General features: G+C 74.3%; 9 protein-coding genes and 2 pseudogenes. 4 read left to right on the forward strand and 7 right to left on the reverse strand.

The window, feature by feature from the left end:
* The 5 genes from ACYQ8Q_RS03625 to ACYQ8Q_RS03645 all read right to left on the reverse strand — a co-directional run bounded on the left by ACYQ8Q_RS03625 (position 1) and on the right by ACYQ8Q_RS03645 (position 7,571).
* Entirely contained in the window at positions 1–1,233 is a 1,233-nt protein-coding gene (locus tag ACYQ8Q_RS03625; RefSeq protein ID WP_460061803.1) for an extracellular solute-binding protein, read from the reverse strand.
* Positions 1,230–2,192 carry a hypothetical protein gene (locus ACYQ8Q_RS03630; RefSeq protein WP_460061806.1) on the reverse strand — a complete coding sequence of 321 codons (963 nt, stop codon included), beginning with the start codon at positions 2,190–2,192 and terminating at the stop codon, positions 1,230–1,232. Before ACYQ8Q_RS03630 ends, ACYQ8Q_RS03625 begins: the two co-directional genes overlap by 4 nt.
* A complete protein-coding gene (locus ACYQ8Q_RS03635; protein ID WP_460061808.1) occupies positions 2,189–3,649 on the reverse strand; it encodes a vWA domain-containing protein in 1,461 nt (486 codons plus the stop codon). Before ACYQ8Q_RS03635 ends, ACYQ8Q_RS03630 begins: the two co-directional genes overlap by 4 nt.
* A gap of 63 nt (positions 3,650–3,712) precedes the next feature.
* On the reverse strand, positions 3,713–5,866 hold the full coding sequence (locus ACYQ8Q_RS03640) for a tetratricopeptide repeat protein (RefSeq protein WP_460061810.1): 2,154 nt from the start codon (positions 5,864–5,866) through the stop codon (positions 3,713–3,715).
* 4 nt (positions 5,867–5,870) lie between these two features.
* Entirely contained in the window at positions 5,871–7,571 is a 1,701-nt protein-coding gene (locus tag ACYQ8Q_RS03645) for a S1 family peptidase (RefSeq protein ID WP_460061812.1), read from the reverse strand.
* 224 nt (positions 7,572–7,795) lie between these two features.
* On the opposite strand from ACYQ8Q_RS03645, the gene ACYQ8Q_RS03650 reads away from it, so the two are divergent.
* Both ACYQ8Q_RS03650 and argB read left to right on the forward strand, forming a co-directional pair.
* On the forward strand, positions 7,796–9,136 hold the full coding sequence (locus tag ACYQ8Q_RS03650) for a jacalin-like lectin (RefSeq protein ID WP_460061814.1): 1,341 nt from the start codon (positions 7,796–7,798) through the stop codon (positions 9,134–9,136).
* A gap of 268 nt (positions 9,137–9,404) precedes the next feature.
* A complete protein-coding gene (gene argB, locus ACYQ8Q_RS03655) occupies positions 9,405–10,331 on the forward strand; it encodes an acetylglutamate kinase (protein WP_460061817.1) in 927 nt (308 codons plus the stop codon).
* 43 nt (positions 10,332–10,374) lie between these two features.
* On the opposite strand, the pseudogene ACYQ8Q_RS03660 reads toward argB, so the two are convergent.
* A pseudogene (locus ACYQ8Q_RS03660) lies at positions 10,375–10,898 on the reverse strand (GNAT family N-acetyltransferase).
* 42 nt (positions 10,899–10,940) lie between these two features.
* The gene (locus ACYQ8Q_RS03665) at positions 10,941–11,153 is read right to left on the reverse strand and encodes an MbtH family protein (RefSeq protein ID WP_460061818.1); all 213 of its coding nucleotides are present in this window, start codon (positions 11,151–11,153) and stop codon (positions 10,941–10,943) included.
* Between the two features lie 94 nt (positions 11,154–11,247).
* On the opposite strand from ACYQ8Q_RS03665, the gene ACYQ8Q_RS03670 reads away from it, so the two are divergent.
* Together ACYQ8Q_RS03670 and ACYQ8Q_RS03675 are read left to right on the forward strand one after the other, a co-directional pair.
* Positions 11,248–12,348, forward strand: coding sequence for an alpha/beta hydrolase-fold protein (locus ACYQ8Q_RS03670; RefSeq protein WP_460061820.1), 1,101 nt, complete (start codon positions 11,248–11,250; stop codon positions 12,346–12,348).
* A 22-nt stretch (positions 12,349–12,370) separates the two neighbouring features.
* Positions 12,371–12,486, forward strand: a pseudogene (locus ACYQ8Q_RS03675) (enterochelin esterase); the annotation flags it as partial.
* Between the last annotated feature and the right edge of the window lie 124 nt (positions 12,487–12,610).

Below are 12,610 nucleotides of genomic sequence, written 5' to 3' on the forward strand. Positions count from 1 at the left end.
TCAGCCCGGGCGGCCGGAACAGAGCTTGCCGGAGGGGACGGGTGAACTGCCGAGCTTCTCCTGGACCTCGTCGAGGGCGTCCAGGAGCGGGGTGGGATCCGTCGTCGCGTCGGTGGCGTAGTCGAGGACGGCCCGGTAGAAGGCGGCCGACACGTCCGGGGTCATCGCGTCGGCGGCGCCGAAGCAGAGCGTGTGGCCGGAGCCGGGCCGCAGCAGCCCGGCGATCCGCCGCTGCACGCGGTCGCGGTAGGTGACCCGGCTGTCGGCGGAGAACGCGGCCCCCTCCCCCTGGTTCACCCAGGCCTGCTGGGCCTTGGTCCCCGCGAGATAGGCGATGAACGTCTCGGCGCTCGGGTTGTCGTCGGTGAACATGCCGACGAAGTCCGCCGAGACCTCCAGCCGACGCGTCGAGGAGTACGTCGTGTAGTCGTGGCTCTGCCCCTTCTTGAAGCCCATGGCGGACAGCGCGCCGTGGGTGAGGGAGCAGGTGGGGGGCTCCGCGGTCATCCCGGCGGCCGCCTCGGCGAAGTTGCGGACGGCCGCGTCCCCGGCACCGGTCCCGACGAGGTGCCGCCAGGTGGTCCAGGCCTCCTTGAGCGGGGCCGAGTTCCACGGCAGACGGCCCGTGAGCCACCGGGTGTAGGCGTCGCCGTTCCCCTGGGCGAGCAGCAGGTCGGCGATCCAGTCGGCGCCCGGCCAGCCGGAGGTGGGGCCGGACTCCAGTCCGAGGCACCACGTCCCGGACGTCCGCAGCACCGCCGGTGACGGCCGCTCGGTGACCGTCGGGTCGAACCAGACGAGACTCTTGACGTCCACCTTGGCCGGCACCGCGTAGACCCCGCCCCGCACCTCGGCCAGCCCGCGGAACGGCTCCAGATAGGTGCTCGTGGGGACGTGCAGCGGTCGCAGCTCCCGGTCCTCCTCCCGTTCCTCGTCCGCGTACCGGTAGATGGCTCCCAGGCTCGGGAGCATGGCGAGGTCGGGCGGCGCCCCGGCCGCCACCGCGGCGTCCAGCTGCTGGGTCAGGGCCCGGGTGACCTGGACGTCCACCTGGATGCCGGTGTCGTGCTCGAAGGACTCGACGACCGAGTAGAACGCCGTGAACTCGGCGCCGGACCAGGGAATCATGATCGTCACCCGGCCGTGCCGCGGCCCGCCGCCGCAGCCGGCCGCGGCGAGCAGCAGACCGAGCACGAGGACGCAGCGTGTGATCCGGGCCGTCAGGGCGGTCATGACCGCGGGAACCGGTACTCGGCGAGGCGGGGCCGGTAGCCCAGGTGGGCGAGCACCCCGGCGGCCGTGAGCAGCCCCAGGGCGAGGGCCGTCGTCGCCCAGTGTCCGACCAGGGGGTCCCGGGCGAGCGCCTGGGCGTCGTGCCGGCACAGCAGGCTCGTGGTGATGCCGACCCCGGCGGTGGCCTGCAGTGCGGCCGGCAGCGACGGGCCGACGCGGCGGCGGAAGTGACGGGCGATCACCCGGCGGGTCGCGAGGACGCACAGCAGCAGGGCGACCGCCGGTCCGACGAGCAGGGACCAGACGTGGACGGGGTCGAGCCAGTACGACCGGCGCTGGACGTCGAGGGCCTGGCGCTGCATCTCCTCCAGGTCGGAGAGCGAGGCGGTGAGGCCGCCCGTGCCGGGGATGGGCGCTCCGGTCCCCGGCTCCTTGGCGCGAGGGGCGGTGAGTGCCTGGCGGGCGGAGTCCAGGCCGGCCCGGCCGCTGCGGGCGTTGTCGCGCACGGCGGTGTTGGCGAGCTGCACACAGGTCGTCAACTGGCCCTGCACGAACTGGAACTGGGCCCGGCCCCGGCTGCCGGCCGCGTTGCCCTCGGCGGCCGAGGTGACGAGCGAGTTGACCCGCGCGGTGTCGTTGGCGAAATCCGTGCCCGTGCCGATCAGGGTGACCTGTCCGGTGTCGGCGGCCTTCGCGAGCGCCTCGTCGGCGGCGACGGCCGTCCGGCGGGCCCGGGCGATGTCCGCGATCGCGTCGCCGGTGCGCCGCGCGGCGGCCAGCTGGGCGTCGGCCCGGGTCGAGACCAGCAGGAACATCAGCGCGGTGGCCAGCACCATGGTGAGCGCGCCGGCCCGGAACCAGCGCAGCCGGCGCACCGGGTGGACGGCGCGGGCGCGGGTTCTCCAGCGGGTCGCCGTCTCCCGGAGCGGTCCGCGGGGGACGCCGGCCGACGCGCTCACGGGGCGTCCACGGACGTACCGCCCGTAGCCGCTTCGTCGAAGAGGCCGCCGCACTCCTCGCAGAACCTCGCGCCGCGGGCCGCCGTCGTCGCCCCGCACCGCGGGCAGCGGCGCGGGGCCGTGCCGTCGGCGGGCGGGAGGTCGGCGGCGTCGAGCGGTGGGACGGTGGTCCTGGTCGACCTCAGTCCGAGGCGCTGCATCTCGCCGCGCGAGGCGTCGCGGCGCACCCGCGGCCGGCCGTCCGGGCCGGTGACCGCCACCGAGCGCAGCAGCCGCAGACGCACGGTGTCCCTCAGGTCCTCGGCGAGTCCCAGGGCGAGGTGCAGTTCACGGTCCGCGCGGGCGAAGTCGCCCCGTTGCTGGGCGTCGGCGCACGCCCGCATCGCCATGCCCAGTTCGTGCTCGTTCTCGACCCGGGTGAGGTCGGCCGACGGCGGGATCCCGAATCCGGGGGTCGAGCGCCGCCGTACCACCATGGCCCGGGACTCCGAGCAGGGCGCGCGGGTCCCGTCGGGCTGTTCGGCGTAGAGCGTGAGGCGGGCGGCGCGCAGGTCCTCGTCGACGGTCAGCGTCTCGGGGTCGAAGCGCAGCGACACCTGGTACTGGCGGGTCTCCGGCGGCCAGGCGCCGAGCGGGACGTGGAGGGTGCCGTCCTGGTGCGGGCGGGCCGTCAGTTCCGCCTCCACGGGTCGGGTCTGGCGTACGAAGCCCAGCCGGAAGCGGTGGTTGAGGCGCAGACCGAGGTAGACGCGGGCCACGACGAGGCGCTGGGCCTGCCGCATGATGCGGGTGAAGTCCTCGGTGAGGTCGGAGACGGTGACGACCGCCTCGGCGCTGCCGTGCAGGGCCTGGGTGATCCGCAGCAGTTCGGCGTAGTTCCAGTCCTCGCCGAGGCCCCGCGCGTCGCACACGAAGCGGTCGGCGCAGGCCCGGAGCACGCCGTCGAGCTGCTCGGGCGTCTCGTGCTCGTCCTTGCCGTCCGTGTAGAGCACCGCGTGGCGCACGGTGCCGGGGGCCCTCACCTCGGTGAAGAGCCGGTCGGCGCAGGCCAGCCACTGTCCGATCGCCGTTCCGCCCTCGGCCAGTTGGCCGGCGATCCGGCTCTTGGCCTCCTGTCTGACCGCGGCGTCGACGGTGGCCAGGCCGCCGGTGGCCGGGTAGACCACGTGGGCCTTGTGGTTGCCCGCGACGACCCCGAGGAGGGTCCCGTCGCGCAGGGTGTCGACGGCGGCGCACATGGCGCGTTTCGCCTCGTCCAGCTTGCCGCGGCCCGCCATGGACAGCGACTTGTCCATGATGAGGACCTCGGCCGCCCGCGTCGGGGGCGGCGGCTGGGCGACGGGGTGCGCCCGGACGGTGACGAGGGCGTCCGCGCGGGTCCCGTCGTGGGCCAGGTCGGACGGGGCGTCCACGTCGACCTCGAAGCTGAGCCCTGTTAAGTGCGGCCTGTCCCCCACCGGCACTACCCGACCGTGTCCCGTGTGTCGCTGCGTGTCCCTGCGCGTCCTCTGTGTAGCGGACTAGGAGCGTAGCGTGTCGGGCTTCGCTCCGATACGGGAAGGACCGGTTCGGGCACGCCTGCGTGGCCATCTCCGCTCCAGCACCGGGCGCAGCCGGTTCGCCAGGTCCACCAGGGCCGTGTACTCCTGTTCGGTGGCGGCGTGCGCGCCGAGTTCCCGCACCGCTTCGGACAGCGCCAGCCCGTCGTGGGGGCCGCCATGGCTGCCGTCGTCGGCGCCGAGGAACGCCGCGTACTGGATCTCGGCGCGCAGGGCGGTGGTCACGGCGTCGTCGGCGTGCAGTCCGTCCAGGGCCGTGCGGGCCCGGGTGAGGTCGTCCTGGGCCGCCCGGACGGCGGGCGGTGCGCCGGGGACGGCGATGAGCAGCCGCACGGCGGCGACGCGCGCCTCGCGTTCGTAGCGGAACTCCTGGGTCAGCCGCTCGGCGGTGGCCACCGCCTGCGCGCGCCGTCCGGCGAGCAGGTGCACCCGGGCCAGTCCGAAGCCCGCCGCGCCGAGCGCGGGGGTGGTGTCGAAGACCGTGCCGTAGTGGGAGCGGGCGACCTCGAGGTCGTCCAGGACCTCGGCGCACAGTCCGAGCGCGAGCTGCGGGATCAGTTCGCCCGGCAGGCTCCGGCGCACCTCGGTGAAGTGGCGGACGGCTCGGGGCACGTCCGCGCGGGCCAGGGCGAGCAGACCGGAGTACCAGGCGTGCAGCCAGTGCCAGTCGGGCAGCCCGGAGCGGGCGAGGGCCCGGGCGGCCCGGGTCTCGTCGCCGCGGCGCAGGGCGAGCCGGCTCTCGGCCAGCGCGGTGCCGGCCGGGTCGCCGACGCGTGGATCGTCCGGGTCGGAGAGCGGGGTGGGGAGCGCGGCGGCGACGGCGCGCGGGCCGGGGCAGGAGAACGGTGCGGGCAGCGTCGGCCAGGTGTCGCCGAACGCCGCCCGGACCCAGTGGCCGAGCGGCCGGGCCGCCCCCAGCCCGCCGTGCAGCGGCTCGGTCATCGGGCCGAACAGCGCGGAGGGGCGGGCCACTTGGCGGGCGGTGGGCGGGGCCGCCACGATCTGCCGGACCACTCCGCTGAGCTGTTCGCCGAACTGTCGTGCCGAGACGAACCGCCGCTGGGGCACCGCCGTGTCCGTGGCGCGTTCGATCAGCAGCAGGAGGGAGTCGACGCCGGGGGCGGCGCGCTCGGTCCCGTACGGGCCGCACACCTCTTCCAGCGTCCGGCCGAGTCCGTACAGATCGAAGCCGGGGGTGGGGCCCAGGTGTTCCGGATCGCCCTCAGGGGGCGCGTACGCCTTGGTGTAGGCGACCACCGGGCCGGCTTCCTCCTGGGAGCGCACCGCGCCGAAGTCGATGAGGCGGACCCGGTCGAGGGGCCGGGCGGAGCCCGCGGACCCCTCCTCCCTGAACCGGATGATGTTCAGGGGTTTGACGTCGCAGTGCAGCAGGCCCCTGGCGTGGAGGTAGTCGAGGGCCTGGAGGATGCGCAGGCCGTGGCCGAGGAGGATCTCGAGCCGGTCGTCCTCCCGGGCGCAGAGGGGAGCGCCGGGGACGTACTCGAGGACGAGGTGCGGGCCTTCGGGTTCGTAGCCGAGGATCCGGACGATGCTGTCGTGCCGGAGCCCGACCAGGACGTCCCGCTCGTGCCGGGCCGTCCTGGCCACCGATCGGTGCAGGGCCTTGAGGACCACCCGGGTCTCGAGGTTCCGGTCGTGGACGAGGTACGCCGTCCCGTACGCCCCGGAGTCGAGGAGGCGCTCGACGTCGTAGCGGCCGGCGATGGTGAGGCCCTGGAGCTGGGCGAAGTCGAAGCGGGTGCCGCAGCGGGCGCAGAACCCGGAGGTCCGGCCCGGCTCTCCGTCGTGGCCCCGGCCGACGGGGCGGGCGCACACCGGGTTGAGGCAGAAGCGGTGCTCCTCGGCGACGGGGCCCGCCGGGGCGGGCCGTTCGTCCGGGGGGTCGGGGGCGTGGTCGGCGTCGATCAGGCCGAGGCCGTACCAGGGGTCGGGGCGGACCTGCGCCACGCCGACGCCGGCCCCGGGCGCGGGATCCGCCGCGGCGGGCCGGGGGGCGGGGCGGCCGGCCCGCAGGGGCCGGTGGTCGCACTCCGGGCAGAATCCGTCCTCGTCGATCTCGCCCCGGCCGCAGTCGGGGCGGTTGCACAGCGGCACGGCGTCACCCTTCTTCGATCCTGCGGTCGACCTCGTCGGTGTACTGCCTGACCAGCGTGCGGGCGGTGGTGAGGTCGATCGGCACGGTCTGCAGCGCACGGGCGGCGGGGGCGTGCAGCTCGGCGAGCCGGCGGTCCTCGTCGCCGAAGAACCGTGCGGCGCGCACGCGGTGCAGTTCCAGGGCCGCGCTGAGGTCCGCATGGGTCTCGACGAGCCGCCGCAGGGCACGGTCGAACCGGGCGACCTCGGCACGGGCGGTGAGGGCGCGGTCGTGGACCGCGGCGAGTTCGGGGTGGGGCTCGGTGGTCCGGGCCACGGCCAGCCGGACCCGTAAGCGGGGGGCGACGCTGTGCGGCAGTCGGGGGGCGGCGAAGAACTTCTCGCCCCAGCGGGTGCGCAGCAGCGCCGCCGCGTCCTCCTCGGCGGCGAGCCGCCCGACGGCCGTCTGCACCTCCGCCGAGGTCACGCGCCGGAGGGCGGAGCCGCCGATCGGCGCGGGGTCGAGGGAGACGTCGTGGACGAGACCGGCGGGGGGCCGGTCCTCGAAACCGAGGACGAGGCGCAGGCCCCGCGCGCGGGCGCGGCGGGCGAGCGGCCCGAGCAGGTCCCGCAGGAGTGCGTCGGGGTCCTCGGCCCGGTCGACGCGGCCGACCACCAGACAGGCGGGCGGGCGGCGGCGCACGAGCCGGCGCACGGCCTCACGGTCGTTGTCGGCGCGGAGCCCGAACCGGCCCAGCAGATAGTCGCGGACCTCGGCGACGGACCGGCCGCAGGCGTCGTAGGCGGCGTCGATGGAGCCGAGAGCGAGGACGGTGTCGCGGGGTGCTCCGGTCAGCTCGGCGTCGGACACGGTGGCCCGGGCCGCGGGGTCGGCGGTGCGGACGAGGCGCACCAGCCAGGAGGAGCCCGCGCCGACCGAGGCGTCGGTGCCGACGACGACGGTGCCGGACCAGTCGCCGTCGAGCAGCCGGGTGAGTTCCTGGGTGAGGGCCAGCCGCAGCGGGTCGCCCAGCACGTCCGTGGGCAACGCGGCGCCGGAGGGCCCCAGTTCGTCGGCGCGGTGGCCTTCGGTGAACTCGGCGATGCCCGGCAGGTACGTCAGGAGTGTCTCGGTCGGCAGGATCCAGGCCGCCCTGGAGTCGCCGTTGACGTGGTCGGCGACCACGACGCCGACGACCCTCCCCCGGTGCTCGCCGTCCAGCGCCACCGCCCCGGCGCCGGAATATCCCGGCTCGACCCATGGATCACCGGTGCGGATGCGCCTCAACTGCCCCCACTCGCCCCGGCGTCCGCCGGATCCCGCCAGTTCCGCCTCGGTCCAGATGCCGTACGGCTCGGCCGCCGGGAAGCCGTACATGCGCACCCTGCCGCCGGAGATGGGGGCCTTCCACAGGGCGGTCCTGGTCCCGCAGTCGACGGGGGCGTCGAGGGCGAGCAGCGCCACGTCGCCGCGCAGGGTGCCGGGCTCGTACACCCAGGTCCCCGGAACCACCCGCGCGGTACGCGTCCACTCCGGACCGCACGCCATGCTCCTGATCCGCACCCCGTCCGCGGGTCCCTGCGGCTCCGCACCGGCGAGCCGGACGACATGCGCGCAGGTCAGCACATGCAGATCGTCGAGCAGCACCCCGGCACCCCGCGGCTCTCCACGCTCGTCGTCCACTCTGACCCGCCAGGGGGCATCGCTGTGGTGATGCAGCGCCATCCCTCAACAGTATGGCAACTGCCTTTCCATGGACCCGACTTGGACCGGCCTCGCCTGCGGACCGTTCGGCCGCCGCCCGCATGACGGGAAGTCGAATCGCCCGTGTACGGGCGGCGACTGTGCCGAAAGAGCGCGCAAACTCTGGACACGCCCCGGGTAACCAGCGGTAACTTCCGCCATATTCAAGTCCGCAACCGCTTTCCCCCCCCCAGGAGACACACCCCATGCGCAGACTCCTCGCCAGCCTGGCGGCGACGGCCGCCGTTCTCGGCGGGCTCGCCGTGGCCGCCCCGCCCGCCGCGGCAGCCGACTCGGGCACCTTCAGCGTCCTCAGCTACAACGTGGCCGGACTGCCGGAGGCCCTCTCCAGCGCGCCGACGCCCCGCCAGTCCAGCACGACCACCATCGGCGAGCGGATCGCGCCGTACGACATCGTGCATGTGCAGGAGGACTTCAACTACCACGCCTACCTGTACGCGGCCGACACCGCGCACGCCTACCGCACCCCCACCAGCGGCGGCGCCGGGATCGGCAGCGGGCTCAACACGCTGTCGAAGATCTCCTACGACGCGGACGACTTCGAGCGGGTGGGCTGGAACTCCTGCCAGCTGGACTCGGGCGACTGTCTCACCCCGAAGGGCTTCACCTTCATGCGCGAGCGGCTCGCCGAGGGGGTGTACGTCGACTTCTACAACGTGCACACCAACGCCGGGACCAACGACGGCGACCTCGCCTCGCGCGCGGACAACCTGGCGCAGCTCACCACGTTCATCTCGACCCACTCCGCCGGGAACGCGGTCGTGGTGATGGGCGACACCAACACGCGCTACACCCGCTCCGGCGACACCATCGCCGAGTTCGCCGCCGCCAACGGGCTGACCGACGCCTGGGTCCAGCTGATCCGCGGCGGCTCGGCGCCCGCCAAGGGCAGTGACGCCCTGGTCTGCGACCAGTCCGGGGCGACCGTCCCCAACACCTGCGAGGTCGTCGACAAGGTCCTCTACCGGGGCAGCAGGCTCGTCTCGCTGAACGCCACCGCGTACAACAACGAGCACGCCAAGTTCCTCACCTCCGACGGGCTGATGCTCTCCGACCACGACCCGATCACCGTCGGCTTCAGCTGGTCGCGCAACTCCGCCTTCCAGCTGAGCGACCAGTTCGGCGGCCCGCACGGCGACTACTACAACGACATCAACAGCGTGCCGGCCGGCGCCCGCGCCTCCACCGTCGCGCTGCGGGCGGGTTCCCGGGTCGACCAGCTGAGCGTCACCCTGTCGAACGGCACCACCCTCGCCCACGGCGGGACCGGCGGCACCGCCTCCTCGCTGACGCTGGGCAGCGGTGAGTACGTGACGACGGCGTACCTGTGCCAGGCCGTGAAGGACGGTCACACCCGGATCTTCTACGCCAGGTTCACGACGAACCTCGGCCGCACCCTGGCCGGCGGCACCACGACCTCGGACTGTGTGACCCGCACCGCCCCCAGCGGCTGGCAGATCGCCGGGTTCCACGGGCGTTCCGGCGACGAGGTCGACAAGGTCGGGTTCATCTACACCCAGCGCTGACCCGAGCCCTCCCGGTTGCGCACCCCTCCCCACCCAAGATTAGGTTAGGCTAAGCTAATAAAATCTTGGGGTCAGTTCCGTGCGGTACGCCGCCAGGGGGAGGGATGCGCCCGTGGGTTCGCCGACCGTCGACGCCTACCCGACGCCCGACCGCTCCTCCCTCCCCGGCCCGCGCGTCCCGTGGCGGATCGATCCGGCGCGTGCTCGATGACCCTTGGGGAACGGCGCGACGCGTGACCACACCGGGACACCGCACAGGGGAGCGAACATGACCGCAGGGGCCGCAGACGTGACCACCGCCGTCGCGGAGCGCACGCACAGTCAGTTCTCGGCCGGTGGACTCCGGCCGCCCGAGGAGCTCCGGGGCAGCACGGTCGTCGTGAAGTACGGCGGCAACGCCATGGTGGACGGGAGCCTCCAGCGGGCCTTCGCCCAGGATGTGGTGGAGCTGTGGCACGCGGGTCTGCGCCCGGTCGTCGTGCACGGCGGGGGCCCGCAGATCAGCGCGATGCTCGACCGCCTCGGACTGGAGAGCCGCTTCGAGGCGGGCCTGAGGGTCACCACCCCCGAGACCATGGACGTGGTGCGCATGGTGCTGACCGGCAGGGTCCAGCGGGATCTGGTCGGGCACATCAACACCCACGGGCCGTTCGCCGTCGGGATCACCGGCGAGGACGCCCACACGATGACGGCCGTGCGCCGGCCGGCCCGGGTGGACGGCCGTCCGGTGGACATCGGCCTGGTCGGCGACATCGTCGACGTGAACCCGGGTGCCGTGCGGGCCCTCCTGGAGCAGGGGCACATCCCCGTGGTCTCCCCGGTGGCACGCGGCGAGGACGGAGAGGTCTACAACGTCAACGCGGACCTCGCGGCGTCCGCGCTGGCCGTGGCGCTCGGCGCCGCCCGGCTGGTCGTGCTCACCGACGTGGCGGGGCTGTACGCCGACTGGCCGCGCGGCACCGAGGTGATCGAGCGTCTTACCGCCGACGAACTCGATCTCCTGCTGCCGGAGTTGGCGACCGGGATGCTGCCGAAGATGGAGGCCTGTCTGCGGGCCGTCCGGGCCGGTGTGCACCGGGCCCGGGTGCTGGACGGGAGGGTGCCGCACGCGCTGCTGCGGGGCCTGCTGGGCGAGGAGAGGTCCGGGACGACCGTGGTCGCCGACGACCGTCTCCCCGAGCACCGGGGCGGGTGAGCTGCCGCACGGACGGCGGGAGCCCACCCGATGGCGGGCTCCTCTACACCGCCCGCCCCAGGACCCGGGCGTCACGCCGCGGGTCCAGGGAGCACACCCAGTCGCCCGTGCCGGACGGGGACCCGTCGGTGTGAAGCCGTGGCGCAGGAAGAGGCCGCCCCCGCCGGTCGTCGCCGTGAACAGGGCGGCCAGGGACAGGGTGCGGGCCCGGGCCAGGGCCGCCTCCAGCAGGCGCGCCCCGGTTCCGCAGCCCTGCCGGTGCCGGGCCACGCAGAAGTTGTAGAGGACGCCGGCCGGGCCGTGCTCGCCGTCCGGATGCACCCGCAGCCCCAGACACCCCTCGAGCGTGCCGTCGAGGGCCTCCACCACCAGGAAGTCGCCCGCGTGGGCGGCGTACAGCGAGAGGGGCCGCTCCCGCAGCGCCCCCGAGCGCACGAACGGACGGGAGAGCGCGGCGAGGGCGGCGGCGTCCTCGGGACACGCGGTGCGTACGAGCGGTGCCCCTAAGGGGTGCGCGTACGGCGGGACGGGGGGGGCGGCACAGCCGTGGTCAGAGTCACGAGAGATAAGGCTAGCCTTACCTAATCGCCTGATCCAAGGTGGCGGCGGTCACGCGTCCATGGACGCGGCGAGGGAACGCGGCCGCAGGTCGGTCCAGTTGGTCTCGATGTACTCCAGGCACGCTTCCCGGGTGGTCTCGTCGAGGGCGACCGTCCACCCTCCGGGCACCTCGGCGAAGGACGGCCAGAGCGAGTGCTGGCCCTCGTCGTTCACCAGGACCAGGAAACGGCCGTCGGCGTCGTCGAAGGGGTTGGTGCTCATGCTGAGTGCCTCCCGGAATGGTCAAGATTAGGTTAGCCTCGCCTAATTAGAATGAGCCTAACCTCTCCCCCACCCCCCTCACAAGGAGACGTTCATGCGGGGCCACCCGGCCGAAATGACAGACGGCTTCGCCGAGTTCGGGCTGCCCGGCACACCCGGCACCGACGCGTTCTGGGCGGCGGCGGGTGCGCCGGCGTCGATCCCCGCCGAGGACGGCGGCTGGCGCACCCTGTTCCTGTGGCGCGGGTCCGCGGCGAGCGTCGGTTTCGAGAGCTGGTCGCAGCCGGTGCCGCTGCGCCGGTGGGGCGTCTCGGACTGCTGGTACGCCGAGGTCCGCATGCCCGCGCGGCTGCGGGTGACGTATCAGTTCCTCGCGGGTGACGAGACGTACGCCGACCCCTTCAACCCGGTCGCCGCGGGCGGTGACCGGTCCATCGCCGCCACGCCGGACGCCCCCGCCCAGCCGCACTGGCCCGAGATCGGCGCGGACGGGGTCCTGCCCGTGCCGCTCGCCCGGATCCGCTGGTCCAGTGCCCGGCTCGGCGGGCGGCGGACCGTCCGGATCCACCCGGCGGGGGGCGGCGGACCGGTCGTCCTGCTGCTCGACGGGGACGACTGGCTGTATCTGCACCCGGCCATGACCGCGTTCGACTCGGCCGTCGCCGCCGGTGAACTGCCCCCCGTCACCCTCGTCTTCCTCCCGGCCCGGGACCGGGTCGCCGAGTTCACGGGCCGGCCCGGGCTGTGGCAGGCGGTCCGCGACGAACTGCTGCCGCTGGTCACGGAGTCCGGGGTGCCCGCCGACCCGGAGCGGCTGGTGGTCGCCGGACAGAGCCTCGGCGGGCTGAGCGCGCTGTACGCGGCCCTGGAGTTCCCGGAGCTGGTGTCCCGCGTCGCCTGCCAGTCGGGGTCGTTCTGGTGGTCGCCCGACGCCCTGGACCTCGCCGACCCGCTGGGCGGCCCGGTCGGCGGCGCCGTCGCCGACCGGCTGCGCGAGCGCCCCGATCTCTCCGGCCTGCGGATCGCGTTCGACGTCGGGGAGCACGAGCGGCGGATGCTGCCCCACTGCGAACTGACCGAGACCCTGACCCGGCAGGCCGGCGCCACCGTACGGGTCTCCCGGTCGGCGTCCGACCACGACCGCGCGGGGTGGCGCCACGCCCTGCTCAGGGATGTCGCCTGGACCCTCGGCTGACCCACCCGGCCACCCCGCCCGCGAGACCCTGACCCGGCAGGCCGGCGCCACCTACGGGCCTCCCGGTCGGCATCCCACCACGACCGCGCGGGGTGGCGCCACGCCCTGCTCAGGGATGTCGCCTGGACCCTCGGCTGACCCACCCGGCCACCTCGCCGCGGCGAGCCGGGCGGCCGTCCGCCCGTCGCGGTACGGCACCCCGCCCCCTGCCGCCGCGCCGCCTGTGCCGGCGTTTCACCGCCGACCGCGACGGCTGTGGCTC

Source organism: Streptomyces sp. YKOK-I1 (assembly GCF_054660435.1).

Coding starts and splice junctions, on each gene's coding strand:
- ACYQ8Q_RS03625 (WP_460061803.1), bottom strand. CDS start 1,233: ATGACCGCCCTGACGGCCCGGATCACACGCTGCGTCCTCGTGCTCGGT.
- ACYQ8Q_RS03645 (WP_460061812.1), bottom strand. CDS start 7,571: ATGGCGCTGCATCACCACAGCGATGCCCCCTGGCGGGTCAGAGTGGAC.
- ACYQ8Q_RS03650 (WP_460061814.1), top strand. CDS start 7,796: ATGCGCAGACTCCTCGCCAGCCTGGCGGCGACGGCCGCCGTTCTCGGC.
- argB (WP_460061817.1), top strand. CDS start 9,405: ATGACCGCAGGGGCCGCAGACGTGACCACCGCCGTCGCGGAGCGCACG.
- ACYQ8Q_RS03665 (WP_460061818.1), bottom strand. CDS start 11,153: ATGAGCACCAACCCCTTCGACGACGCCGACGGCCGTTTCCTGGTCCTG.
- ACYQ8Q_RS03670 (WP_460061820.1), top strand. CDS start 11,248: ATGCGGGGCCACCCGGCCGAAATGACAGACGGCTTCGCCGAGTTCGGG.